This is a genomic window from Pseudomonas sp. FP2309, assembly GCF_030687575.1.
Classification (GTDB): Bacteria; Pseudomonadota; Gammaproteobacteria; order Pseudomonadales; family Pseudomonadaceae; genus Aquipseudomonas.
In genome coordinates, this window is record NZ_CP117439.1 from 4,654,466 (window position 1) to 4,679,032 (window position 24,567).

Below are 24,567 nucleotides of genomic sequence, written 5' to 3' on the forward strand. Positions count from 1 at the left end.
CCTGCGTTCTTATTGTTATGCAACCTGATGCGTACCCTAGTCCTGTGGCCGGCGGTTGTTGAAGAAGTATTCAGCGGGGTGATTGAAGGCCATGCATAAAACCGAATGTAGAAACGGGCCTGACTCGCGAATGCGCAGTATCAGTCATTGAACGCTTCGACTGATCCAGCGCATGCGCGAGCAAGCCCGCTCTTACCTGTGCAGCCTATTACCTATGGATCAGCGCACGCCCTCAGCCCGCAAGGCCGCCGGCGTGTAGTCCGCCGCCTTGGCTGCAAAACCGAACACGAAGCTGCTCTTCTCCTCGTTCTTCATCCCCAGCGCGATATAGCGCCCGGCAATCAGGTCGTACAGGGTTTCGACGGTGTAGGCCGGCACCTGGTGGTCGTAGTAGAACTGCGCATGGCCTTCGGCGACACGCCACAGCTGGCCACGGCCGTCGTAGTGATCCACCAGCGCGACTTGCCAGCTGTCTTCGTCGATGTACATGTGGCGCTTGGCGTAGATGTGCCGCTCGCTCGGCTTGACCGTGCCGACCACTTCCCACACGCGGTGCAGTTCGTAGCGGGTCAGGTCCTGGTTGATGTGGCCAGCCTTGATGATGTCGTCGTACTTGAGGCTCGGCGAATCGAGCTTGTAGCTGTTGTAGGGGATATACATCTCTTTTTTGCCCACCAGCTTCCAGTCGTAGCGGTCGGGGGCGCCGGAGAACATGTCGAAGTTGTCGGTGGTACGCAGGCCGTCGGACGCAGTGCCCGGCCCGTCATAGGACACCTGCGGCGCACGGCGCACACGGCGCTGGCCGGCGTTGTAGATCCAGGCCAGGCGCGGTTCTTTGACCTGGTCGAGGGTTTCATGCACCAGCAGCACGTTACCGGCCAGGCGAGCCGGGGCGGTGACCGATTGCTTGAAGTAACTCAGCACGTTGGCCGCCTTCGCCGGGTCGATATCCGGGATGGCCTGGGGCACTGCCACCTCTTCTTCGAAGCGGATCGGCGTGTAGCTGCCGTTGGTCTGCGGGGTGGCCTGGGTGATGATGCGGCGCAGGTTGCCACCGTGGTAACGGGTGATGTGGTTCCACAGCACCTCCACGCCATTTTTTGGAATCGGGAACGCGTAATAGCGGTTACCGGTGAAGTTTTCCAGGCCGTTGCCGTCATTGATCGCCTTGACGTTCAGTGCGCTGCGCTTGATCGACTCGTAGATGTCCGCCGGCAGGTTGACCGTGCGGTGGCTCGGGTACACCGGGATCTTGTAGGTCTCGGGGTAGCGTTTGAACATCGCCACCTGGCCGTCGGAGAGCTTGTCCTTGTACTTGTCGACGGTGGCCGCGGTGATCACGAACAGCGGTTTTTCATTGGCGAACGGGTCGGCCAGGAAGCCTTTGCTGTCCACCGCGCCGGCGTTTTTCGGGATGCCGCCGGTCCAGGCCGGAATCGAGCCATCCGCGTTGCCGGCTTTTTCGGCGCCGACCGGCGTGAGGGTGGTGCCAAGTTTGGCCGCTTCTTCCGGCGACACCGCCGCCATCACATGGGCGGCCAGCAAACTCAGGGCCAACACTGCAATTGTCTTACGCATAGGTTCTTGTCCTTCTTTAAGCCAAATCAGAAGTTCACGCCGAAGCTGAGGGCGAGGAAGTCGCGGTCGGTCAGGGTGTTGTAGTCGCCGCCAAAAAAGTCGGTGTAGCTGAGGCTGGCGGTGTAGGTGCTGCGGTAGTCCGCATCCACGCCGACGCTGATGGCCTTGGCACCCTTGTTGAAGATCCCGTTGGGGCCATAGCCGGCCACGTCATGGGACCAGGACAGGTTGGGCTTGAGGTTCACCCCGGCAATCGCGTTGTTGTAGTCAAGAATCGCCCGCGCGCGGTAGCCCCACGAGGTGGAGGTGACGAAACCGTCGGTGTCGCCCTGGAAACCGTAGGCGCCGTACACCGAGTCGCGGCCGTAACGCAGCTTGGATTTGTCTTCCAGGCCGGCCACGTGCACAACCGCCGCTTCACCCACCAGCGTCAGGCGTTCGGCGCCCAATACCTGGTCGAAGAATTGGGTCATGGTGCTTTGGATCTGGGTGATTTCCTTGCGGCGGTAGCCTTTGTTGTCGCTGCCGAAATTGCTGCGGATGGGCGACGCGGTTTGGTTGGCGATCGGGTTGACCAGCGCCAGGGTCAGGTCGGTGGTATTGAGCTGCACAGGCGCATTGGGCCGGTAGCTGATTTCCCCGGTCCACGCCGTGCCGGTGGGCAAGGTCGTGGAGAAACTCGCGCCGAACAGGCGGATGTCTTCCGGGTAGTCGAGGTAGTACTGCCCGCGACCGAGCATGGTGCTTTGGGCCAGGGCGCCCCCGAAACCCGTCGGCGCGGCGGCGCCAATCGCGCCGATGGTCGCCAGGTTGGTGTTGGCGGTAATCGTGCCCACGGTCGGGGTACGGCTGTGGTAATTCATGAAGTACAGGCCGTACTCAGTGTCATCACCCAACCAGCGCAGCGCCGCGCCGAACTGGCCCGAATCCCGTGCATCACGGTCACCGGCCCGCTGCACCACCACCCCTTCGCGGGTCACCACGAAGCCTTGGCCGCGTGCGGCCGCAATCGGTTGCAGCGGCGCAATCGCCGGACTGCCCACCGTGTAATTACCGGTACAACCATCCGCCGCCACATCACCGCCAAAGAAGGTGCCGCAGTTGTCCAGCACGGTCTGGTCCCATTCCAACTGGTAGAACCCTTCCACCGTCAGTTGGTTGGTCAGGCTTTGTGAAGCGAACAGCATGTTCACCGGGATCAGGCCTTCCTTGATCTCGGCACCCGGCCGGCGGAACGCCGACACGTCAATCGGGTTGATGCTGTTGATGGAGTTGCCGATGAAGGTACTTTCGCCCCAACTGACCACCTGCTTACCGGCGCGCACGGTGCCCGGCAGGTCGCCCAGGGAGTAGTTGTGGTAGACAAACGCATCGAGGATCTGCGCGCCGCTGGACTTGGCGCCTTCCTTGCGGTTGTGGTCGCTGATCTGCTTGAACTCGCGGTCTTCGTCCTTGAGTTCGAAGTCGTACCAATACTTGCCACGCACGAACACACCGGTGTCGCCGTACTTGAGTTCAAGGTCGTGCAGGCCCTTGAAGATCTTGGAGAAGGTCTCGCCCTTCTTGAAGTTCAGGCGTCCGTCATCCCCCGTGGAAGCCTGGCCCGTGCCGCCGTTGACGGTGCCGACCAGACTTTTGTCGGCATCGCGCAGGCCCCAACTGGAGCCCACCGACAACGACGAATCGAATTGCCCTTCGATCTCGCCAATGTTGAACGAAACAGCCTGTGCCTGGGCACAGCAACCCAAGGCAACCGCAGCGGCCAGCGCCTGTGGCGTGAAGATGGCGCGCATTGTTGTTTTTGTCATGCGTCTTCCCCGGTGAGTGACAGAAGGCCCCACCCTACTGCCGCGCACCGGGAGCGATAAGCGCACCAAGGAGGGATTCGTGCTGTCGCTCAAAAGGATTACCGGCCGCTCTGGCCGGGGTGTGGGCGCCGGCATGCATGGGCTGGATAGCGGCTTATCAGGAGAATGGATGACGCCGGTGGTGACTGTTGCCGTATCGGTAACAGTCCTTGTCTTGAACGGCTATTACTCATCTTGTTACAAGCGGCTATTCTTGCCGGGCTTTCAGGGCAAATCGCCCGCTTCCACAACCGGAAGACAAGCGAGACTCAAACGGATTGATGATTTTTTTCAATCTGTTACCGGTGTTCACTGACGTTGATTTGTCGCTCCTTGATCCAACGTCTGACTTCGGCCGCTGCGTTTGCAGCGGCCTTTTTTATGCCGAAAATAAAACGGGGCGCTCTTAGCGCCCCATTGGATTCAACGGTGTTCAGGCAACGATCACAGGCTGTATTTCTGCAAATTGGCCATCATCTCTTTCAAGGCCTCAATGTTGTCCTTGGGGTGAGCCGCGCCGTCGAAGTCGCAAATCTGTTGCCAATGCGCGGCCACATCGTCAGGCGAGAAACCGGCCTCGGGGTCAAAGCCCACGCCCAGGCTGCGTTCCCAGCGGGTCTTGCCGATCCAGCCACCGCCCACTTCAAACAGCCCCGAGGTTTCCTGGCACGCTTCACTGCCCAGGTACACCACCAGCGGACTGACCAGCTCCGGCTTGAGGCGCTCGAACACTTGCGGCGGGATCAGACCTTCGGTCATGCGCGTACCGCCGGTGGGGGCAATGGCGTTGACCAGGATGTTGTTCTTGCGCCCTTCCAGCGCCAGGGTGCGAGTCAAGCCGTACAGGCCGAGCTTGGCCATGCCGTAGTTGGACTGGCCGAAGTTGCCGTAGATACCCGACGTGGAGGCCGTGAAAATCACCCGCCCGTAACCCTGCTCGCGTAAATGCGGCCAGGCGGCACGGGTGACTTTGTACGCGCCTTCGACGTGCACCCGGTAAACCAGGTCCCAGTCACTGTCGTCCATTTTGTGGAAGGTCTTGTCGCGCAGAATGCCGGCGTTGTTGACCACCACGTCGATGCGGCCAAACGCGTCGAGTGCGTGCTGCACAACCTTGTCACCGTCGGTGACAGAGTCATGGTTGGCCTCGGCGATACCGCCCGCGTCGCGAATCTCGGCTACCACACGGTCGGCCGCCGACGCATTGGCGCCTTCGCCCTGGGTAGATCCGCCGAGATCGTTGACCAATACCTTGGCCCCGTGCCTGGCGAACAACAGCGCATGGGCACGGCCCAATCCGCCGCCGGCACCGGTGACGATCACGACCTTATCCTTAAACTGCACTGACTCACTCATACCGAACTCCAAGGGCGACGATGGGAATGGGGTCGAGTGTCCGGTACCCAGCCGTTGGTCACAATAAAGTCGGCCAAGGCTGAATGGTGCTCGATAAGGCTGGGGGATGATCCTCGCGCTCAGGAATAAGCGGCTCGCGGCGCAACGTGACGAAGGCGATCGCGAAACGCCTGGTAATGCTTGAGCACCTGCACCGGCGCCTCGATCTGCGGGTAGTGGCCGATATTGGCCAGCAGCACGCTGTCGGCATGGAGCACCAACTGGTGGTAGCGCTCCACCATGTGTACGCCGGAGATCGGGTCGACCTCACCGTTGATCAAGCGCAGCGGCACCTCACCCTGTTGCATCGCCGCCACCCAGCGGTCACGCAGGCGCCGACGCTGGGGTACATAGGCGATCAATTTGTGAAGGATGCGCGTGCCATCGTTGCAGTTGATCAGGCTCCAGAAGTCATCCAGGGCGCTTTCGCTGGGACGGGTGTCGGGGCCGAAGATCTGCGCAAAACTATCCGCCAGGGCACTGCGTCCAAAGGCGCGGCCAATCATCCAGCCCAGCGGGCTGAGCAGCAGTTTTTGCACCAGCGCCGGGCGATGGGTTTCGGGAAACAGCCCGCCGTTGAGAAACACGCAACTGGCCATCTGAAACCGCCCCTCATAGTGACGCGCCAACAGCTCCTGGGCGACGCTGTCACCGTAGTCATGGGCCAGCACATGCACCGGCTGGTCAATGCGCAGGTGTTCGAGCAACGCTTGTTGCAAATCCGCTTGCTCCACCAGGCAATAACCGTGATCCAACGGCTTGGCCGAATCGCCGAACCCGAGCATGTCGCAGGCGATGACTTGGTGATGCTGGGCCAGCGGCTGCCACAGGTAGTGCCAGTCCCAACTGGCGGTGGGGAATCCGTGGATCAGCAGCAACGGCTCGCCCTGCCCCGCCACCCAATAGCGGATGGTGTGGCCGCGAAAGTCAAAACTCTGGCCGCGCTTGCGCCAGGCTCGAAGCGGGATCTCGGAGAGTGGCATCAGGTTTTATACCCAAGGTCTTGAGCATCCAACTTACGTAGCAACGCCGGCCAGGCCAGCGCGCCCCCCATGCCTTGAGCACTTTTTGTCACCGCCGCGACCATGGCCTTGGCGCCCGACAGGATCTGCGGCCCGATGGGAATCAGTTCAGCACCGCCGTTTTGCGCCAACACCTGGATATCGCAGGCACGCTGGAAGATGAACATCATCAGGAAGGTATCGGCGATGGTGCCACCGCAGGTGAGCAGGCCATGGTTGTGCAACATCAGGAAATTGTTGTCGCCCAGGTCGGCCTGCAGGCGCGCCTTCTCTTCGTGGTTCAGGGCCACACCTTCATAGGCGTGATAGGCCAGGCTCGACAGGACGAAAATCGATTGCTGACTGATCGGCAAGACGCCTTGCTTTTGCGCCGCCACCGCAACACCGGAGGCGGTATGGGTGTGCAGCACGCAGTTCACGTCGTGTCGCACTTCATGGATGGCGCTGTGGATGGTGTAGCCCGCGGGGTTGATCTCGTAAGGGCTGTCCATCAGCTTGTTGCCGGCCTGATCGACCTTGACCAGACTCGAGGCGGTGATCTCGTGGAACATCAACCCGTACGGGTTAATCAGGAAGTCATCGGTGCCCGGCACCTTGGCTGAGATGTGGGTAAAAATCAGGTCGTCCCACCCATGCAGGGCCACCAGGCGGTAACAGGCCGCCAGGTCGACACGGGCTTGCCACTCGGCAGCGCTGACCTGGTCTTTGACACTCTGTGGCGATACGACAGGGGCTAGGCTCACGGCAACGACCTCCTTGGCACAGTTCTTATTATTTTTTTCCGGTGAAGGGCCAGTCTAGTCAGGCGCCGTGGCTGAAGGAGTCGCCTTCGCAGCCAGCTTGATGACCGAACGGGTCAGCTGTGAGGATAGTTTAAGTCGCTTGAATCGGCGTCAGAGAAGTGCCGCCAATAAAGGCCTGCTGCGCCCGCAAACCGGGCGACTCGGTGAGCGGGACGAAAGGCAGCAGTGGGCCCGCGGCGCACGGCACTCGAGTACGTGCGCGGGGACGATCTAGCGTGGAGGCGAGAGTTTGCGCTCAACCGCGCAGCGCGTTAATCAAGTCCGCAAGCCATGGCTCGGCATCGGTTTCCGGGGTAACGCTTTCGCTGGCATCAAGGCGCAGCATCGGCAGCACCTCATGTACGCCCAGTTCGCCGAACAGCTCGCGCATCTGCTCGCCGCCACCGCAGAAGGTATCGCCGTAGCTGGCGTCGCCCAGGCCGATCACCGCACCCGGCAGGCCGCGAAACGCCGCGGGCAACTGGTCGCGCAGCGTCGAATACAGCGGTTGCAGGTTGTCGGGCAGTTCACCCATGCCAGTGGTGGAGGTCACGGCCAAAAAAGCCTCTGGAGCGAAGGCCTGCACGTCCGCCAGGGTGGCGCGTGGGTTATGCCAGGCGTCGAAACCGGCGGCTTTGAGTTCTTTTTCAGCGTGGCGGGCGACTTCTTCAGCCGTGCCGTACACCGAGCCGGAGAGGATGGCGACTTTCATCAATCTGATCCTGTAGTTGAGCCAAAGCCTGGGATATTAACAGCGGTGCAAATATTTCGGGGCGCGCCGTGCAAGATTCAGCAGTTGCAATAAACTGCCAATTTCAAATCAAGCCAAGGACCGCGCAATGATTAACGCCAAGCTGATGCAAATGGTCATCAACGCTTCCAACGACGGCATTGTGGTCGCCGAGCGCGAAGGTAGAGACAAGCCGCTGATTTACGTTAACCCAGCCTTCGAACGGCTGACCGGCTATACGCTGGATGACATCCTCTATCAGGATTGCCGTTTCCTGCAGTCGGGTGACCGTGATCAGCCGGCACTGATGGCGATTCGAGAGGCCCTGGACAGTGGGGGTTCGTGCCGCGAAATCCTGCGTAACTACCGCAAAGACGGCAGCCACTTTTGGAACGAACTGTCACTTTCAACGGTGTACAACGACGCCGACAAGCAGACGTATTTTGTCGGTGTACAAAAAGACGTGACGCTTCAGGTCAAGGCCCAGCAGCGTGTCGCCCAGCTGGAAAACGAGCTGGCGCAGGTCAAAAGCGAGCTGGCCGCGCTTAAGACGACGAGCGGATCTAACAAAATTTAGGATCCGTGGTAATTAACGCGGATAATGGTGGCACTTTAGTACCCTTCTACGAGCAACCGCGATGCAACGCAATACGCTCCTGACCCAAGATGAGCTGGATTTCATCCAGAGCATGCAGCACAACCCGCAACTCAACCTGCGGGATGCTTCGTCGAGCCTGACGGTCAATGGGGGCGCACAGATTCGCGACTTGCTCACCCGGTTGGCCGCCCACGACCAGGTTACGATCCAGGCCCAATTCGACAACCAGCAACTGACTTTTCCTCTGCATCTGGTCGAGGATGAGTTCAATGCCGTGCATCTGCGTTTGGGGGTGCCAACTATTTTTGAAGACGGGCCGATGATCCGGCCGTGGCGCCTGGCATTGGAAATGCCGGTGGCACTGGAGAACGTGCGGGGCAATCCCGGTGCGCTATGGGTGCACGAAGTGTCATTCAAGGGGGTACTGGTGGAGATCCGCGGCCGGGTCAAACCGCCGAAAACCTTTTCCCTGTGGTTCAGCCCGTCCGGGTATGAACGCATTGCGCTGCGCGGTAGCTTTGAGCGAGAAACCGCCCGAGGGTTGTTTGCCTACCGGCTGAGCCAGGGCGATGCAGACGAAACCGAACGTCTGCGCCAGTTCATCCTGCATCAGCACCGCTTGGCGCATCCGCAGATACATGCCTGATATCAGGTATCCAGGCTGCCGCTGAGAAACTGCTGCAAACGGCGCTGCATCAAACGTCCTTCACTGCCCAGGCAGCCGACGGCGGAACCCGCCAGGTCTTCCTCCGCCAGGTCCGACGCGGCACCGGCAATGAACAGCGGGCAATCCAGGGTCTGCGCCAGACGGTTAAGGCGCCCGACCAGTTCATACTTGTGTGAATGGTTGGAAAAAACCACCAACGCTTGAGGGCGGAATTTCTCACACACCAGGGTCAATTCATCAAACGGCTGGCCCATGCCCAGCACTTTCACGGCCAGGTCCTCACGACTGAGCAACAGCGCCGCGACCAGCAACTCCAATGTGCGGCACTCGCCGGGCATGGCCGCCAACAGAACCCTCGGTGCCTCTGACACCGTCGCGAGCTGCAGGCGAAGCAGGGTATGCGCGCGCATGAAGGCATCGAAAAACAGCCACTCACTGGCCTGGCCGAAACGCCCTTGATGGCGCCCGAGTTCACCCCACAAGGGCATCAGAACATTCTGGAACGCCACGCTTGCGGGATAGCTCGCAACAATCTGGCCGTAGAGGCGCTCCAGTTGACGGTCGTCAAAGGCGCTGACGCTCTGCATCAGAAGGACTCGCCATCGCGACCACTCGCCCTCTTCAATCGTGTCCCGCTCAGCGCGAATGGCTTCGGCCTGCTGAGCGTCACGCGCGAGAATCTTGCCCACCTTACTCACCGCCACGCCGCGCTCGATCCAGTCGAGAATACGATTGACGGTCTCGATATCCGTTTTGGAATAGAGACGGTGCCCGCTTTCGGTGCGCATGGGCTGAATCAGACCATAACGCCGCTCCCAGGCACGCAGGGTGACCGGGTTAACGCCTGTCAGTCTCGAGACTTCACGGATGGGGAAAAGCACACCGGAATCGGCGATATCCAGATGCGAAAGACTATCAACGGGAGCAGTGATCACGGGCATTTGAGGGCAAAAAACCAACGGTGACTGGGCGCCCATTTAACGCCTTTAAGCCTGTCCTTTTCAAGCGCCTGGCTTTTCGGACCAATGCCGCTGGCGTATTGCGGCAAAACAGGAATAATCCTTGCCTGTTTTTACATAGCGGCACTACCCCGTCGCTGTGTTTGTGCGCCGCCTACCCGGTCCAGCGCACCCGAATATTTGGAGATACACAATGTCTACCTCTCCCGTTACCTTGATGGTTGCGCGCCGCGTCGCCAAAGGGCGCTACGAAGAACTGATGGCCTGGCTGCGCGAAGGCGAGCAATTGGCCACGGACTTTCCCGGTTACCTGGGTTCCGGCGTACTCGCTCCGCCGCCGGACGATGATGAGTTCCAGATCATTTTCCGCTTCGCCGATGAAAAGACCCTGCATGCCTGGGAGTTTTCCGCTTCCCGCAGTACCTGGCTGAGCCGTGGCAGCGACCTGTTTGCCGACCCGTCCGAGCACCGCGTACGCGGCATCGATGGCTGGTTTGGCGCCGTGGGTGCGCGTCCGCCGCGCTGGAAACAGGCGGTCGCGATCTGGCTGGCATTCTTCCCCGTCTCACTACTGTTCAACTTTGTATTGGGTCCGCTGCTCAATGAGCTGGACCTGCTGCCTCGCGTGCTGGTCAGCACGCTGGCGCTGACGCCGCTGATGGTTTACCTGTTTATCCCGCTGTCGACTCACCTGCTGGCGAACTGGCTGCATCCGGCCCCCACGCCGCGCGAGGCTACCGAAGCGGCTGCGTGATACAGGGGCGGCCCGTCGCTGGTATGATTTGCGCCTGCCAGCGACGCGAGCCTCCCATGACTGTAACGAACGCCCCGATTTTGATCACCGGCGCCGGCCAGCGTGTTGGCCTGCATTGCGCCCAACGCCTGCTGGATGAGGGCCAGTCGGTCATTTTCAGCTACCGCAGCGAACGCCCCGGCGTGCAGGCCTTGCGCGAACGGGGTGCGGTCGGCGTGTTTGCAGATTTCTCCAGCGAAACCGGAATCCTGGCGTTTATCGCTGAACTGCACACCCATACCCAAAGCCTGCGCGCAATCATCCACAACGCCTCGGCCTGGGTCGCGGAAACCCCCGGCGACGAAAGCCGCGCATTCACTGACATGTTCAGCGTGCACATGCTTGCGCCCTACCTGATCAACCTGCATTGTTCACCTTTGCTGCAACGCTCGACACCTGCCGACATCGTGCACATCAGCGACGATGTGGTGCGCAAGGGCAGCCGCCAGCACATCGCTTATTGCGCAACCAAGGCCGGACTCGACAGCCTGACGCTGTCGTTTGCCGCGCAGTTTGCGCCGCTGATCAAGGTCAACGGCATCGCACCTGCGATGGTGATGTTCAACGAAGGCGACGACGCAGCCTACCGAGCCAAAGTCTTGGCCAAATCGGCATTGGGCATCGAACCCGGGCCCGAGGTGATCTACCAGAGCGTGCGTTACCTGCTGGATAACCCCTATGTCACCGGTACCACCCTGACCGTCAACGGCGGGCGGCACATCAAGTAAGCCGTTTGCGAGGATGTTGTATGACTTTATCCCTGCCCCACCATTACCGCGAAATTCTCAAGGGCTTGGGTGAAGACCCGGAGCGCGAAGGCCTGCTCGACACTCCCCAGCGCGCCGCCAAAGCCATGCAGTACCTGTGTCATGGCTACGAGCAGGACCTGGATACCATCATCAATGGCGCGTTGTTTGCCTCAGACAATGACGAGATGGTGATCCTCCAGGACATCGAGTTGTACTCGCTGTGCGAACACCACCTGCTGCCCTTTATCGGCAAGGCCCATGTGGCCTATATTCCGACCGGCAAGGTGTTGGGCCTGTCGAAGCTGGCACGCATCGTCGACATGTTCGCCCGGCGCCTGCAGATCCAGGAGAACCTCACGCGGCAGATCGCCGACGCTATCCAGCAAGTGACCCAGGCCGCCGGTGTGGCGGTGGTGATCGAGGCCAAGCACATGTGCATGATGATGCGCGGCGTGGAAAAACAGAATTCAACCATGAACACCTCGGTGATGCTCGGCGCCTTCCGCGAATCGAACACCACGCGCATGGAGTTCCTGCAACTGATTGGACGGAGCAAGTAGCAATGTCACAACTTCAACCAGGCATGGCGCGCATCCGGGTCAAGGACCTGTGCCTGCGCACCTATATCGGCATCAATGAGGACGAAATCCTCAACAAGCAGGACGTGCTGATCAACCTGAGCATCCTGTATGCCGCTCAGGAAGCGGTGCGTGACAACGATATCGACCACGCGCTGAACTACCGCACCATCACCAAGGCGATCATTGCCCACGTGGAAGGCAACCGCTTTGCCTTGCTCGAACGCCTGACCCAGGAACTGTTGGACCTGGTGATGAGCAATGAGTCGGTGCTGTACGCCGAAGTCGAGGTGGACAAGCCCCATGCGCTGCGATTTGCCGAGTCGGTTTCGATAACGCTCGCGGCAAGCCGCTAGCGGCAAGCCACAAATATTCCAACTTGCAGCTTGAAGCTCACCCGCTGGAAGCTGTCTCAAAGAGCCCCCCACATGACCGATCAACAACGCCTCGAACTCGAAGCCGCCGCCTTCCGCCGGCTGGTGGCGCACCTGGACAGCCGCAAGGATGTGCAGAACATCGACCTGATGAACCTCGCCGGTTTCTGCCGTAACTGCTTGTCCAAGTGGTACAAGGCCGAGGCCGACGAGCGCCAGATCGCGCTGAGCCTCGATGACGCCCGTGAAGTGGTGTACGGCATGCCATACGCCGAGTGGAAAGCCCAATACCAGAAAGAAGCCAGCGCCGATCAACAGGCGGCGTTCGCCAAAGGAAAACCTCATGACTGATTTGAACACCCTGCGCGCCAGCCTCAACAGCGGCGGACACCTGTTTGCCGACACCCTCGCGTTTATCGCGGCCGGTTACGACTACCAGCCACAAGCCTTCACGAACGGCAGCGTGGAAAACGCCGCCGGGCAAAACGAAGGATCGTGCAAGACCCTGGGTTTGGCGCTGCTGGAAGGGCTGAGTGATCGGGAAGCGTTGCTGGCGTTTGGTGAGCATTACCGGTCGGTAGTGGACACTCCGGACGGCAGTGACCATGGCAACATTCGTGCATTGATTGCCCATGGGTTGGCCGCTGTGAAATTTGCTGAACAGCCTCTGAAACGCCGTTGATTTCATCGCCAACCCCACATTTGTTTCGTGGTGCTGGCTGGATCACAGGCATAAAAAAACCGGCTTTCGCCGGTTTTTTTGAATCAACGGGTTAGAACGAAGCGTCCTTCAAACCGTCGAGGTAACGCTCGGCATCCAGGGCCGCCATGCAACCAGCGCCGGCCGAGGTGATGGCCTGACGGTACACGTGGTCTGCCACGTCGCCAGCAGCGAAGATACCTTCGATGTTGGTCGCGGTCGCATTGCCTTCACGGCCGCCCTGCACCACCAGATAACCGTCTTTGGCTTCCAGCACGCCTTCGAACAGCGACGTGTTCGGGGTATGGCCGATGGCGATGAACACGCCGTCGACTTTCAGTTCGTCGAAGCTGCCATCGTTGTTCTTCAGACGCGCACCGGTCACGCCCATGTTGTCGCCCAGGACTTCATCCAGAGTGGCATTGAGCTTGAGGATGATTTTGCCTTCAGCGACGCGGGCGTGCAGCTTGTCGATCAGAATCTTCTCGGCGCGGAAAGTCTCGCGGCGGTGAACCAGGGTCACGGTGCTGGCGATGTTGGCCAGGTAAAGCGCCTCTTCCACGGCGGTGTTGCCACCCCCGACCACGGCGACAGGCTTGTTGCGGTAGAAGAAACCGTCGCATGTTGCGCAAGCGGAAACGCCCTTGCCCATGAACGCTTCTTCGGACGGCAGGCCCAGGTAACGAGCGCTTGCGCCTGTAGCGATGATCAGCGCGTCACAGGTGTAGACGCCGCTGTCGCCGGTCAGGCTGTACGGTTTTTTCGAGAAATCGACCTTGTTGATATGGTCAAACACGATCTCGGTTTCAAAGCGCTCGGCGTGCTCTTTCATACGCTCCATCAGCACCGGGCCGGTCAGACCGTGCACGTCGCCCGGCCAGTTGTCGACTTCAGTGGTGGTGGTCAACTGACCGCCTGCCTGCATGCCGGTGATCAGCAGCGGCTTGAGGTTGGCCCGCGCAGCGTAGACGGCAGCGCTGTAACCGGCGGGGCCGGAACCGAGAATAATCACTCGCGAATGACGGGTATCAGACATGACTCGCTCCTATCGACCGTCCGGACCACAAGACGGCGGGAATAAAAAAGGACCGCGAAGCACTTGGGGAAGGCTTTAACTCGCAGATCCTGAAAAATAATGGGTGAAGCGTATAGAGGGGGGCAAGATTAAGGAAATACGGAATAACAATCCAGCTCATAGGCGGTCTCTATGCAGTCAGCGCGGCTGATCGACGCCTTTGTTACCGTTGATGTCGCGGCTTTCACCTTGAATGCAAAGCCGGTAAGGTCGGCGCGTTCGTTATCCTGCTCGGAGTTCGCCATGCCCGCCCCTGCTCTTTCCGGCCCGCAATACCTGCGCGAAGGTCTTAAATTGGTCCTCAGTCCAGGCTTGCGTCTGTTCGTGCTGCTGCCGCTGGTGATCAATATCGTGCTGTTCGTCGGCCTGATCTACTTCGCCGGGCATCAGTTCAGCCTGTGGGTCGATCATTTGATGCCGACGCTGCCCAGTTGGCTGAGCTTTTTGAATTACCTGCTGTGGCCATTGTTTGTAGTGCTGGTGGTGCTGATGGTGTTTTTCACCTTCACCATGCTCGCCAATATCATTGCTGCGCCGTTCAATGGCTTTCTCTCGGAGAAGGTCGAAGTGGTGGTGCGTGGCACCGATGACTTCCCGGCCTTCAGTTGGGGCGAGTTGATCGCCATGGTGCCACGCACCCTCGCCCGCGAAATGCGCAAGTTGGGCTACTTTCTGCCGCGGGCCATCGGCCTGTTTATCCTGTCGTTCATCCCGGTGGTGAACCTGATCGCTGCGCCGTTGTGGCTGCTGTTCGGCGTGTGGATGATGGCGATCCAATACATCGACTACCCGGCCGACAACCACAAACTGGGCTGGAACGAGATGCTCGCGTGGCTGCGCCAGAAACGCTGGCAGAGCATGAGTTTCGGCGGGATTGTTTACCTGGTGCTGCTGGTGCCGGTGGTCAACCTGCTGATGATGCCGGCGGCGGTAGCGGGCGCGACATTGTTCTGGGTGCGTGAGCAGGGGGCCGAGGCGATGGCGGCGCCAAAGGTCATCAAGTCATAAATCCATCATCTGGATGACACAATGACGACATGGCCCACAGTGACACTGTGAGCCATGACGACAGCTTCGCTTCACATCACCCTGATTACCGAAACCTTCCCGCCAGAAATCAACGGGGTGGCCAATACCCTTGGCCGCCTGTGCGACGGTTTGCGCGCGCGCGGCCATCAGGTCGAACTGGTGCGCCCGCGCCAGGGCACTGACCAAAGCCGTCCGAGTGATGACAACTTGCTGTTGTGCCGTGGCTGGCCGCTGCCGGGTTATCCGGGCCTGCAATGGGGCCAGTCGTCGATGCACAAGCTGCTGCGACGCTGGACACGGCAACGTCCGGACGTGCTGTACATCGCCACGGAAGGGCCGCTGGGGCTGTCGGCACTGCGCGCGGCACGCCGCTTGGGAATCAGCGTGGTCAGCGGTTTTCACACCAATTTCCAGCAATACTCCAACCGGTACGGCTTGAGCCTGTTGAGCCGTATGGTCACGCATTACCTGCGCTGGTTTCATAACCGCTCCACCCTGACCCTGGTACCCAGCGCCAGCCAGCGCCTGGAGCTGGAGCGCCGACATTTCGAACGGCTGGGGATGCTGTCCCGCGGGGTCGACAGTCAGTTGTTCCACCCGGCCAAGCGTGACAACGCCTTGCGTGACAGCTGGGGCCTGGGAAACGACGACATTGGCGTGCTGCACGTGGGGCGCCTGGCTCAGGAGAAGAACCTCGGCGTGCTCAAGCGCTGCTTTGATGCGTTGCAGGCGACATACCCGCAACGGCGCATGAAGCTGATCATCGTCGGCGACGGCCCACAACGCGCGCTATTGGAGCGCGAGTTGCCGGAGGCGGCATTCTGCGGCACCCAGCGCGGCGAAGAGCTGGCAAAGTATTACGCTTCCGGGGATCTGTTTCTGTTCCCCAGCCTGACTGAAACCTTCGGCAACGTGGTGCTCGAAGCCATGGCTTCCGGCCTCGGGGTGGTGGCCTACGACCAGGCAGCCGCAAGCCAGCATCTACGCCATGGCTACAGCGGTGCCTTGGCGATGCCGGGGGATGAAAATGCGTTTTGCGATGCCGCCATCTGGCTGCTGGAGGAGCGTGAGACGTTGCGCAGAGCCCGCTTGAATGCGCGCCAGCATGCCAGTCGCCAGGGCTGGCCGGCGATTATCGAGCAGTTCGAGCGTCAGTTACGCGGGGTGTGCAAGGACGGGCACCCGGTGCCCGCCCTGTCGCCCCTTACACCAGGGTCGTCAACGCCTCACGACTGAACGGCAGGATGTCGCCCTCACGGCCTTCACGCACCTTCACCGCCCACTCCGGGTCCACCAGCAGCGCACGGCCCACGGCAACCAGGTCGAATTCGTCGTTGTTCAGGCGCTCCAGCAGTTTTTCCAGGCTGGCCGGTTGTGCAACCTTGTCGGTGTTGACCATGAACTGCAGGAACTCGCCATCCAGGCCGACGCTGCCCACGGTGATGGTCGGCTTGCCGGTGAGCTGGCGAGTCCAGCCGGCCAGGTTGAGCTCGGAACCTTCGAACTCAGGCTCCCAGAAACGACGCGTGGAGCAGTGGAAAATATCCACCCCAGCGTCGGACAGCGGCTTTAGAAACTCACCCAGCGCCTCGGGGGTTTGCACCAGCCGCGCGGTGTAGTCCTGCTGCTTCCACTGGGAAAACCGGAAGATGATCGGGAAGTCAGGGCCGACGGCGGCGCGGGTGGCCTGGATCAACTCGATGGCAAAACGCGAGCGATTGGCCAGGCTGCCACCGTATTCATCGGTACGCTGGTTGCTGCCTTCCCAGAAGAACTGATCCACCAGGTAGCCGTGGGCACCGTGGATTTCCACGCCGTCCATGCCGATGCGTTGGGCGTCCTTGGCCGCTTGGGCGAAGGCGTTGATGACGTCCTTGATGTCCTGGGTAGTCATGCCATGGACAACCACCGTGCCATCCTTGAGTTTTTCCATCGGCCCGTAGGCCGGCACGCTGGCATCGGGCTCGGTGCCGATACGCCGCACACTACCCACGTGCCACAACTGCGGAACGATCTTGCCACCTTCGGCATGCACGGCGTCGACCACTTTCTTCCAGCCGGCCAACGCGGCTTCACCGTAAAAATGCGGAACATTCGGGTAGCCGTTGGAAGCCTGGTGACCGACCACGGTGCCTTCGGTGATGATCAAGCCCACGCCCGCCGCCGCTCGGCGACGGTAGTACTCGATGACCTTGGAGTTGGGCACGCCACCCGGCGAAAACGAACGGGTCATTGGCGCCATAACCACACGGGTCGACAGTTGCAGTGCACCGAGCTGGAAAGGTTTGAACAAGGCTTGGACAGGCATGGGAGCACTCCACGGGAGACGAGGTTTATGACGCGGATAATATGGAGAGTGCCGGGTGCTGAGTAGCACTATTGATCTGGGTGATTAAGGGGTAAAAGCAAGAAAGGTCAGACGGGCTGCTGCGCAGCCCGACGCGGGCAAGCCCGCTCGCCACAAAAGCCCAGGTGAGGGCGTCAGCTCAGGGCTTTTTCGATGGCCTGGACCACCGCAGGGTCATCCGGCGCTGTGCGTGGCGAGAAACGCGCGAGCACGCGACCGTCCTTACCGAGCAGGAATTTTTCGAAGTTCCAGGTGATGTCCCCTGGAAATTCGGCGCCCTCGCCCGCCAGCAGGCGGTACAACTGATGACGATCGGCACCGTTCACATCAAGCTTGCTGCCCAGGGGAAAGGTCACGCCATAGTTCAGTTTGCAGAACGCCTGAATTTCTTCTTCAGTGCCCGGCTCCTGCCCCGCAAACTGGTTACACGGCAGGCCAAGAACGGTAAACCCCTGATCCTTGTACTGCTGGTAGAGGTTTTCCAGTGCCGCGTATTGCGGGGTCAGGCCACATTTGGACGCCACATTGACTACCAGCACCACGTGCCCCTTGAAGGGCGCCAGTGGCAGCTCCTGTCCGTCCAAAGCTTTGAGTTTCAGGTCGTGGAAAGCACTCATGACGAACTCCAGATATCCCATATTCTTTGCATTGCGACCGCTCGAGATTACAACCCGCAAGCCTGCAATCATAGACGCCGATTACAAAACCCGCCCGCAGATTACTGAGCGGTCGGCCACGGCAGAATCGGAATGGCGGTTACGGCGTTCTGCGGGCTGCCTTCGATCAGGCGGTCGCTGTAGACCAGATACACCAAGGTATTGCGCTTCTTGTCGAGGAAACGCACCACCTGCATGGTCTTGAACACCAGCGAGGTGCGCTCCTTGAACACTTCGTCGCCGTCCTTGAGCTCGCCCTTGAAGCGGATCGGTCCGACCTGACGGCAGGCAATCGAGGCTTCGGCACGGTCTTCAGCCAGGCCCAGGCCGCCTTTGACACCGCCCGTCTTGGCGCGCGACAGGTAGCAGGTCACGCCGTCGACCTTGGGGTCATCAAACGCCTCGACCACAATCCGGTCGTTGGGGCCGACAAACTTGAACACGGTCGATACCTGGCCTACTTCTTCAGCCGAGGCCAGCAGCGGCACGGCCAACAGCAGGCCAAGCAATCCCTTCATCACGCGCATCATGTGCTTCCTTTGGTTAAACCAGAATCAGGTTGTCGCGGTGAACCAGTTCCGGTTCGGCCATATAACCCAAGAGTCCGACAATCGCGTCAGACGATTGTCCAATAATTTTCTGCGCTTCCAGGGCACTGTAGTTGGCCAGGCCACGGGCGATCTCACGACCGTCGGGCGCAACGCACACCACCATCTCGCCGCGGCGGAAACTGCCCTGCACCAACTTGACGCCCACCGGCAGCAGGCTTTTGTTGCCTTGGGACAAGGCCGACACGGCGCCATCATCCAGCACCAGGGTGCCACGGGTTTGCAGATGCCCCGCCAGCCACTGCTTGCGCGCAGCCAGCATGCCGCGCTCCGGCGACAGCAGCGTGCCAATGCGCTCACCGGCTTTGAGGCGGTCCAGCACACGCTCCAGCCGTCCACCGACGATGATGGTATGGGCACCGGAGCGCGCCGCCAGGCGCGCAGCACGCAACTTGGTCTGCATCCCGCCACGGCCCAACGCGCCGCCGACGCTGCCGGCCACGGCGTCCAGCGCCGGGTCATCGGCACGCGCCTCGTAGATCAGTTGGGCGTCGGGGTTGTTGCGTGGGTCGGCGTCGAACATGCCGTCGCGGTCAGTCAGGATCACCAACAGGTCCGCTTCCACCAGGTTGGCCACCAGGGCGGCCAGAGTGTCGTTGTCGCCGAAGCGGATTTCGTCGGTGACCACCGTGTCGTTTTCGTTGATCACCGGGATGACCTTGAGCTCCACCAGGGCGCGCAACGTGCTGCGGGCATTGAGGTAGCGCTTGCGGTCGGACAGGTCGTCGTGGGTCAGCAGGATCTGCGCTGTGTGGCGGCCGTGCTCGGCGAAGCTGGATTCCCAGGCTTGCACCAGGCCCATCTGACCGATAGCGGCGGCGGCTTGCAGTTCGTGCATCGCGCTGGGTCGCGCGGTCCAGCCGAGGCGGCTCATCCCGGCGGCAACAGCCCCGGACGACACCAGCACCAACTCGACGCCTGCTTCATGCAAGGCCACCATCTGCTCGACCCACACGCCCATGGCTGCGCGATCCAAGCCTTTGCCATCGGCCGTCAGCAGCGCACTTCCGATCTTCACGACCCAGCGCTGCGCACCTGTCACTTTGCTCCGCATCATCTTCAACCTTAGAGTGAGGACCACGCGACCCAGCGCGGCCCATAACGTTATTCGTGACTACATTCGTGACTACGGTATACCCAGATACCAAAACGCCGCTCGAGTGAGCGGCGCTTAAGTTTACTGCAACGAATCAGTCGCGCACGTAAATGATTTCCGGACCGTCTTCATCATCCACGTCTTCTTCGTCCCAATCGTCATCACCGATGTCATGGACCGACTTCACGCCGCTGCGGCGCAGGGCACGCTGGTCGTCCAGGGCTTGCAACTGGGCGCGGGCTTCGTCTTCGATCTGCTGATCGAGTTCGGCGAGTTCGGCCTTGTACACCGGGTCGGCCGCCAGGCGGTCGGCACGGTCTTCAAGGTAACGCATGATGTCGCGGGTCAGGCGCTCGGTGCCTTCTTTGGCGATGGCCGAGATCACGTACACCGGGCCAGTCCACTCCAGGCGATCAACGATTTCCTTGACGCGCTCCTCGTGCTCTTCCTCGAGGATCTGGTCGCACTTGTTCAGCACCAACCAGCGATCACGCTCGGCCAGGGCCGGGCTGAACTTGGTCAATTCGCTGACGATCACTTCGGCGGCATCCGCAGCACTGGTTTCATCCAGTGGTGCCATATCGACGAGGTGCAGCAGCAAACGGGTGCGCGACAAGTGCTTGAGGAAGCGAATCCCCAGGCCTGCGCCATCGGACGCGCCTTCGATCAGGCCGGGAATGTCGGCGATGACAAAGCTTTTCCAGCGGTCGACGCTGACCACGCCCAGGTTCGGCACCAGGGTGGTGAACGGGTAATCGGCGACCTTCGGCTTGGCGGCCGAGACCGAGCGGATGAAGGTACTTTTGCCGGCGTTCGGCAGGCCCAACAGGCCAACGTCTGCCAGTACTTTCATTTCCAGCTTGAGGTCGCGCTGCTCGCCTGGCTTGCCCGGCGTTGTCTGGCGTGGTGCACGGTTGGTACTGGACTTGAATCGGGTGTTACCCAGACCGTGCCAGCCGCCCTGCACAACCATCAGTTTCTGGCCGGCCTTGGTCAGGTCGCCGATCACTTCCTGGGTTGCGGAGTCGATGATCGTGGTGCCGACCGGGACGCGCAGTACCAGGTCTTCGCCTTTTTTACCGGTGCAGTCGGTGCTGCCGCCGTTGGAGCCGCGCTCGGCATCGAAGTGCCGGGTGTAACGGTAATCGACGAGGGTGTTGAGGTTTTCGTCGGCCATCATGTAGATGGAACCGCCGTCACCGCCGTCACCGCCGTTGGGGCCACCGTTTTCGATGAATTTTTCGCGACGGAAACTCATGCAACCGTTACCGCCGTCGCCTGCTTTTACTCGGATGGAAACTTCATCAACGAACTTCATAACAAAACGCCTCTCGTCGCACGGACGAGCTTAAGAAACCAAGACATAAGACTCTTGCAAAAATGAGCGCAGCGACCTCAAACAGCGACCGCATATCCAGCGCTTGAGCCCATTACAAACAGCTTTGCAAGAGACTCACTCCACAAACGAAAAAGCCCCGTCGCAAGACAGGGCTTTTCCAGCGATCTCGCAATTAAGCTGCGACAACGCTCACGTAACGGCGGTTGAACGCGCCTTTTACTTCAAACTTGATCACGCCTTCGATTTTCGCGAAGAGGGTGTGATCTTTACCCATGCCTACACCGTAACCGGCGTGGAATTGGGTGCCGCGCTGACGCACGATGATGTTGCCCGGAATGATTTTCTGGCCGCCATACATCTTAACGCCAAGGCGTTTGGCTTCTGAGTCGCGACCGTTACGGGTACTACCACCAGCTTTTTTGTGTGCCATGAGTCAATTCTCCTAGTGAGGAATTAGGCTGAAATTAAGCCTGAATACCGGTGATTTTGATCTCGGTGTACCACTGGCGGTGGCCCATACGCTTCATGTGGTGCTTACGACGACGGAACTTGATGATGCGGACTTTATCGTGACGACCTTGGGAGATCACTTCAGCCACAACGGTAGCGCCAGCAACAACTGGAGCGCCGATGTTCACGTCATCGCCATTGGCGACCAACAGAACGCGATCAAAAGTAACGGAGTCGCCAGTAGCGAGTTCCAGTTTTTCGATCTTCAGGTATTCACCTGGGGCGACCTTGTATTGCTTGCCACCAGTAACAATTACTGCGTACGACATGGTATTTCTCCGATAATCCTGCTCACCCAGCTCTTTATAAGAAGAGGTATTGGCTGGCATGGCTGCATGGGATGGACGTCCCGAATGCAATTGCGTAAGGCAGGTGCTGCCCAGGAAGTTCAGGGTGCGCGATTGTACGCAAGCTATTGAGGCCTTGCAAGTGGCCGTCTATCGCGCCTTGACACCCGGGGGTCAGGGTCCTAGCATGCCGCGCAACCCTTCTGGAGCGACTGTCGCTGATGCAACCCCAAGCTTTCTACCGCGCGGTCGCGGACGATTTTAGCGCCGTCGACGGCATCATCAAGCAGCAGCTGACGTCTAAAGTGCCGCTGGTCTCCAAAATTGGCGACTACATTACGTCGGCGGGCGGTAAGCGCCTGCGTCCTTTATTAGTGTTGCTGTGTGGCAAGGCCCTGGGCCGCCAAGGCGATGACCTGCGCCTGCTGGCCGCCACCATCGAATTTCTGCACACCGCCACCCTGCTGCATGACGACGTGGTTGACATGTCCGGCATGCGCCGCGGCCGCGAAACCGCCAACGCCATGTGGGGCAATGCCCCCAGCGTCCTGGTCGGCGACTTCCTGTACTCGCGCTCGTTCGAAATGATGGTCGAGCTGGGCTCGATGCCGGTGATGAAGATTCTGTCCCAGGCCACGCGCATCATTGCCGAAGGCGAAGTATTGCAGTTGTCGAAAGTGCGCGACGCCAGCACCACCGAAGAAACCTACATGGAAGTGATTCGCGGCAAAACCGCGATGCTCTTCGAAGCCTCCACCCACAGCGCCGCCGCACTGTGCGGTGCCACCGCCGAACAGGCCGAAGCCCTGCGCACTTTCGGTGATCACCTGGGCGTGGCGTTCCAGCTGGTGGACGATCTGCTCGACTACCGTGGCGACGCCGAGACCCTGGGCAAGAACGTCGGTGATGACCTGGCCGAGGGCAAACCGACCCTGCCGCTGATCTACACCATGCGTGAAGGCACGCCGGAACAGGCAGCCCTGGTGCGCAAGGCGATCCAGAAAGGCGGCATCGAGGATCTCGAAAGCATCCGTGCTGCCGTTGAAGCCTCGGGTTCGCTGGACTACACCGCACAGCTGGCGCGTGACTACGTGGCCCGTGCGATCCAGTGTCTGCAAGCCCTGCCTGCCAGCGAATACCGGGACGCCCTGGTTGAACTGAGCGAATTCGCGGTTGCGCGCACGCACTGATGGCGACACCGACAGGAGCCCGCCAGGCTCCTGCCTACCTCCTCCCCGCTAAAACCCTATACAATGTGCGACTTTTAGCCATCCCTGACTCTCAAGGAGCTTTAGTGAGCACGTTGCCTCCCTGCCCGAAATGCAACTCCGAATACACCTACGAAGACGGCGCCCAGCTGATCTGCCCGGAATGCGCCCATGAGTGGTCCGCCAATGGCGAGGCCGAAGTGGCGGGCGATGAAACCGTGAAGAAAGACTCTGTGGGCAACGTCCTGCAGGACGGCGATACCATCACCGTGATCAAGGACCTGAAGGTCAAGGGCACGTCGCTGGTCGTGAAAGTCGGCACCAAGGTCAAGAACATCCGCCTCTGCGACGGTGACCACGACATCGACTGCAAAATCGACGGTATCGGCCCGATGAAGCTCAAGTCTGAATTCGTGCGTAAAGTCTGAATCTGCTGCATCCATCCCGCGCCCGCCGCGGGATGGCGTTTTACCCTCCCCGTTGACCCCCCTCAATACCCACACAGAAAAAACCATAAATCGCCAATAGACGCTTGCTATTCTACGAATAAGAATTATTCTCATTGAAACCCATCAAGGAGATGTGACCCATGACTTATTTGATAGATGCCTGGCTGGACCGACCACACCCTTACCTGCGGATCCTGCACCGGGAAACCGGCGAAGTCTGTGCGGTGCTGGAAGAAGAAGCGCTCACTGAGCTGCAAGACCAGGGTGACCTGGACGTCAACGGCCTGAGTTCAAGCGAACCGGGAGTACTGAAGGAAGTGGTGCGTAATCTGTTTCTATTTTGCTATGCCCGAGCATTGCGCCCGGCGACGGAGCTGAATGGCAAGTTCCATCCATGAACAAATGCGCAAGACCTGAGCGCACAGGTTTAGGTGGGAGCCGGACTTGCCCGCGATGCAGACGACTCGATCTGAAGTCATATCGAGTTGATCCCATCGCAGGCAAGGCAGCTCCTGCACACAACCAAAACAGGTCTTACAGAACGTCGAGCAACTCGACGTCGAACACCAGAACGCTGTGCGGCGGGATGCTGCCCACGCCTTGAGCGCCGTAAGCCAGCTCGCTCGGCACGTACAGGCGCCATTTGCTGCCGGCATTCATCAGTTGCAGCGCTTCGGTCCAGCCGGCGATCACGCCGCCAACCGGGAATTCTGCAGGCTGACCACGCTCGTAGGAGCTGTCGAACACAGTGCCGTCGATCAGCGTGCCGTGGTAGTGAGTACGCACTTGGTCTTCACGGGTCGGCTTGGCGCCGTCACCGGCGGTCAGCACTTCAAATTGCAGGCCGGAAGCCAGGGTGGTGATGCCCTCACGCTTGGCGTTTTCAGCCAGGAATGCCAGACCCGCGCCGGCAGCGGCTTCAGCCTTGGCAGCAGCTTCGGCTTGCATCACTTCGCGGATCACTTTGAAGCTGGCAGCCATTTGCTCTTGGTCGACACGGCTTGGCTGGCCGGCGAACGCGTCGGTCAGGCCAGCCAGGATCGCGTCCAGGCTCACGCCAGGTGGCGGGTTGTCACGCAGTTGGTCGCCCAACTGACGGCCGATACCGTAGCTGACGCGGGTTTCGTCGGTGGACAGATTAACTTCGGACATGAAGAGGCTCCGCTGTAGGGCAACACTAAAAACCGCCAA

General features: G+C 60.3%; 31 protein-coding genes. 14 read left to right on the forward strand and 17 right to left on the reverse strand.

What is annotated here, in order from left to right; translation table 11 throughout:
* Positions 1–219: 219 nt before the first annotated feature.
* Complete coding sequence (locus PSH59_RS21410) at positions 220–1,578, reverse strand: DUF1329 domain-containing protein (RefSeq protein ID WP_248083679.1); 1,359 nt, start codon at positions 1,576–1,578, stop codon at positions 220–222.
* Between the two features lie 26 nt (positions 1,579–1,604).
* Positions 1,605–3,386, reverse strand: coding sequence for a DUF1302 domain-containing protein (locus tag PSH59_RS21415; protein WP_248083678.1), 1,782 nt, complete (start codon positions 3,384–3,386; stop codon positions 1,605–1,607).
* A gap of 79 nt (positions 3,387–3,465) precedes the next feature.
* Here PSH59_RS21415 and PSH59_RS21420 point away from each other — a divergent pair, with 79 nt between their 5' ends.
* Complete coding sequence (locus PSH59_RS21420) at positions 3,466–3,741, forward strand: hypothetical protein (RefSeq protein ID WP_248083677.1); 276 nt, start codon at positions 3,466–3,468, stop codon at positions 3,739–3,741.
* A gap of 128 nt (positions 3,742–3,869) precedes the next feature.
* Here the strand turns inward: PSH59_RS21420 and PSH59_RS21425 are convergent, their stop codons facing one another.
* From PSH59_RS21425 to PSH59_RS21440, 4 genes are all read right to left on the reverse strand, one after another.
* Positions 3,870–4,781 carry an SDR family oxidoreductase gene (locus PSH59_RS21425; protein ID WP_305393613.1) on the reverse strand — a complete coding sequence of 304 codons (912 nt, stop codon included), beginning with the start codon at positions 4,779–4,781 and terminating at the stop codon, positions 3,870–3,872.
* Positions 4,782–4,900: 119 nt separating this feature from the next.
* On the reverse strand, positions 4,901–5,803 hold the full coding sequence (locus PSH59_RS21430) for an alpha/beta fold hydrolase (protein WP_305393614.1): 903 nt from the start codon (positions 5,801–5,803) through the stop codon (positions 4,901–4,903).
* Positions 5,803–6,585 carry a class II aldolase/adducin family protein gene (locus tag PSH59_RS21435; RefSeq protein WP_305393615.1) on the reverse strand — a complete coding sequence of 261 codons (783 nt, stop codon included), beginning with the start codon at positions 6,583–6,585 and terminating at the stop codon, positions 5,803–5,805. Before PSH59_RS21435 ends, PSH59_RS21430 begins: the two co-directional genes overlap by 1 nt.
* Before the next feature lie 295 nt (positions 6,586–6,880).
* On the reverse strand, positions 6,881–7,336 hold the full coding sequence (locus PSH59_RS21440) for a flavodoxin (RefSeq protein WP_248083673.1): 456 nt from the start codon (positions 7,334–7,336) through the stop codon (positions 6,881–6,883).
* Positions 7,337–7,463: 127 nt separating this feature from the next.
* Here PSH59_RS21440 and PSH59_RS21445 point away from each other — a divergent pair, with 127 nt between their 5' ends.
* Positions 7,464–7,931, forward strand: a complete 468-nt coding sequence (locus PSH59_RS21445; protein ID WP_248083672.1) for a PAS domain-containing protein — start codon at positions 7,464–7,466, stop codon at positions 7,929–7,931.
* A gap of 61 nt (positions 7,932–7,992) precedes the next feature.
* Positions 7,993–8,598 carry a hypothetical protein gene (locus PSH59_RS21450; RefSeq protein WP_248083671.1) on the forward strand — a complete coding sequence of 202 codons (606 nt, stop codon included), beginning with the start codon at positions 7,993–7,995 and terminating at the stop codon, positions 8,596–8,598.
* Positions 8,599–8,600: 2 nt separating this feature from the next.
* On the opposite strand, the gene PSH59_RS21455 is transcribed toward PSH59_RS21450, so the two are convergent.
* The gene (locus PSH59_RS21455) at positions 8,601–9,560 is read right to left on the reverse strand and encodes a MerR family transcriptional regulator (protein WP_305393616.1); all 960 of its coding nucleotides are present in this window, start codon (positions 9,558–9,560) and stop codon (positions 8,601–8,603) included.
* A 211-nt stretch (positions 9,561–9,771) separates the two neighbouring features.
* Between PSH59_RS21455 and PSH59_RS21460 the strand changes: the two genes are divergently transcribed.
* The 6 genes from PSH59_RS21460 to PSH59_RS21485 all read left to right on the forward strand — a co-directional run bounded on the left by PSH59_RS21460 (position 9,772) and on the right by PSH59_RS21485 (position 12,754).
* Positions 9,772–10,332 (forward strand): antibiotic biosynthesis monooxygenase, encoded by a 561-nt coding sequence (locus PSH59_RS21460; protein ID WP_248083669.1) that lies wholly within the window; start codon positions 9,772–9,774, stop codon positions 10,330–10,332.
* Positions 10,333–10,388: 56 nt separating this feature from the next.
* Positions 10,389–11,099 carry a dihydromonapterin reductase gene (gene folM, locus PSH59_RS21465; RefSeq protein WP_305393617.1) on the forward strand — a complete coding sequence of 237 codons (711 nt, stop codon included), beginning with the start codon at positions 10,389–10,391 and terminating at the stop codon, positions 11,097–11,099.
* 20 nt (positions 11,100–11,119) lie between these two features.
* Complete coding sequence (folE, locus tag PSH59_RS21470) at positions 11,120–11,680, forward strand: GTP cyclohydrolase I FolE (RefSeq protein WP_248083667.1); 561 nt, start codon at positions 11,120–11,122, stop codon at positions 11,678–11,680.
* A 2-nt stretch (positions 11,681–11,682) separates the two neighbouring features.
* Complete coding sequence (folX, locus tag PSH59_RS21475) at positions 11,683–12,054, forward strand: dihydroneopterin triphosphate 2'-epimerase (RefSeq protein ID WP_248083666.1); 372 nt, start codon at positions 11,683–11,685, stop codon at positions 12,052–12,054.
* Positions 12,055–12,126: 72 nt separating this feature from the next.
* A complete protein-coding gene (locus PSH59_RS21480; RefSeq protein ID WP_248083665.1) occupies positions 12,127–12,423 on the forward strand; it encodes a DUF1244 domain-containing protein in 297 nt (98 codons plus the stop codon).
* Positions 12,416–12,754 (forward strand): HopJ type III effector protein, encoded by a 339-nt coding sequence (locus tag PSH59_RS21485; RefSeq protein ID WP_305393618.1) that lies wholly within the window; start codon positions 12,416–12,418, stop codon positions 12,752–12,754. Before PSH59_RS21480 ends, PSH59_RS21485 begins: the two co-directional genes overlap by 8 nt.
* Positions 12,755–12,845: 91 nt before the next feature.
* Here PSH59_RS21485 and trxB read toward each other — a convergent pair whose 3' ends face one another.
* Both trxB and PSH59_RS21495 read right to left on the reverse strand, forming a co-directional pair.
* On the reverse strand, positions 12,846–13,808 hold the full coding sequence (gene trxB / locus PSH59_RS21490; protein ID WP_003194076.1) for a thioredoxin-disulfide reductase: 963 nt from the start codon (positions 13,806–13,808) through the stop codon (positions 12,846–12,848).
* A gap of 128 nt (positions 13,809–13,936) precedes the next feature.
* Complete coding sequence (locus PSH59_RS21495) at positions 13,937–14,092, reverse strand: hypothetical protein (protein ID WP_248083663.1); 156 nt, start codon at positions 14,090–14,092, stop codon at positions 13,937–13,939.
* Here PSH59_RS21495 and cysZ point away from each other — a divergent pair.
* Positions 14,091–14,855 carry a sulfate transporter CysZ gene (gene cysZ / locus PSH59_RS21500; protein ID WP_305393619.1) on the forward strand — a complete coding sequence of 255 codons (765 nt, stop codon included), beginning with the start codon at positions 14,091–14,093 and terminating at the stop codon, positions 14,853–14,855. The two genes, PSH59_RS21495 and cysZ, sit on opposite strands and share 2 nt — an antisense overlap.
* 54 nt (positions 14,856–14,909) lie before the next feature.
* The gene (locus PSH59_RS21505) at positions 14,910–16,112 is read left to right on the forward strand and encodes a glycosyltransferase family 1 protein (protein WP_305393620.1); all 1,203 of its coding nucleotides are present in this window, start codon (positions 14,910–14,912) and stop codon (positions 16,110–16,112) included.
* Here the strand turns inward: PSH59_RS21505 and PSH59_RS21510 are convergent.
* The 7 genes from PSH59_RS21510 to rplU all read right to left on the reverse strand — a co-directional run bounded on the left by PSH59_RS21510 (position 16,081) and on the right by rplU (position 21,701).
* Positions 16,081–17,184, reverse strand: a complete 1,104-nt coding sequence (locus tag PSH59_RS21510; protein ID WP_248083660.1) for an NADH:flavin oxidoreductase — start codon at positions 17,182–17,184, stop codon at positions 16,081–16,083. The genes PSH59_RS21505 and PSH59_RS21510 overlap by 32 nt on opposite strands.
* Before the next feature lie 173 nt (positions 17,185–17,357).
* Positions 17,358–17,840 (reverse strand): glutathione peroxidase, encoded by a 483-nt coding sequence (locus PSH59_RS21515; protein ID WP_248083659.1) that lies wholly within the window; start codon positions 17,838–17,840, stop codon positions 17,358–17,360.
* Between the two features lie 101 nt (positions 17,841–17,941).
* On the reverse strand, positions 17,942–18,406 hold the full coding sequence (locus tag PSH59_RS21520) for a CreA family protein (RefSeq protein ID WP_248083658.1): 465 nt from the start codon (positions 18,404–18,406) through the stop codon (positions 17,942–17,944).
* Between the two features lie 16 nt (positions 18,407–18,422).
* Positions 18,423–19,541, reverse strand: coding sequence for a glutamate 5-kinase (proB, locus tag PSH59_RS21525; RefSeq protein WP_305393621.1), 1,119 nt, complete (start codon positions 19,539–19,541; stop codon positions 18,423–18,425).
* A 136-nt stretch (positions 19,542–19,677) separates the two neighbouring features.
* Positions 19,678–20,901, reverse strand: coding sequence for an Obg family GTPase CgtA (gene cgtA, locus PSH59_RS21530; protein WP_003176048.1), 1,224 nt, complete (start codon positions 20,899–20,901; stop codon positions 19,678–19,680).
* 193 nt (positions 20,902–21,094) lie between these two features.
* Positions 21,095–21,352 (reverse strand): 50S ribosomal protein L27, encoded by a 258-nt coding sequence (gene rpmA / locus PSH59_RS21535; protein WP_003176049.1) that lies wholly within the window; start codon positions 21,350–21,352, stop codon positions 21,095–21,097.
* A gap of 34 nt (positions 21,353–21,386) precedes the next feature.
* Positions 21,387–21,701 carry a 50S ribosomal protein L21 gene (rplU, locus tag PSH59_RS21540; RefSeq protein ID WP_017847748.1) on the reverse strand — a complete coding sequence of 105 codons (315 nt, stop codon included), beginning with the start codon at positions 21,699–21,701 and terminating at the stop codon, positions 21,387–21,389.
* A 239-nt stretch (positions 21,702–21,940) separates the two neighbouring features.
* On the opposite strand from rplU, the gene PSH59_RS21545 reads away from it, so the two are divergent.
* The 3 genes from PSH59_RS21545 (at position 21,941) to PSH59_RS21555 (ending at position 23,774) form a co-directional block, all read left to right on the forward strand.
* Entirely contained in the window at positions 21,941–22,909 is a 969-nt protein-coding gene (locus PSH59_RS21545; RefSeq protein ID WP_305393622.1) for a polyprenyl synthetase family protein, read from the forward strand.
* 104 nt (positions 22,910–23,013) lie between these two features.
* Positions 23,014–23,355: a zinc ribbon domain-containing protein YjdM gene (locus PSH59_RS21550; RefSeq protein WP_003230858.1), complete on the forward strand. Its 342-nt coding sequence runs from the start codon at positions 23,014–23,016 to the stop codon at positions 23,353–23,355.
* A gap of 161 nt (positions 23,356–23,516) precedes the next feature.
* Entirely contained in the window at positions 23,517–23,774 is a 258-nt protein-coding gene (locus tag PSH59_RS21555; protein WP_003176054.1) for a hypothetical protein, read from the forward strand.
* Between the two features lie 136 nt (positions 23,775–23,910).
* On the opposite strand, the gene PSH59_RS21560 is transcribed toward PSH59_RS21555, so the two are convergent.
* A complete protein-coding gene (locus PSH59_RS21560) occupies positions 23,911–24,528 on the reverse strand; it encodes an FKBP-type peptidyl-prolyl cis-trans isomerase (protein ID WP_248083656.1) in 618 nt (205 codons plus the stop codon).
* Positions 24,529–24,567: the final 39 nt, after the last annotated feature.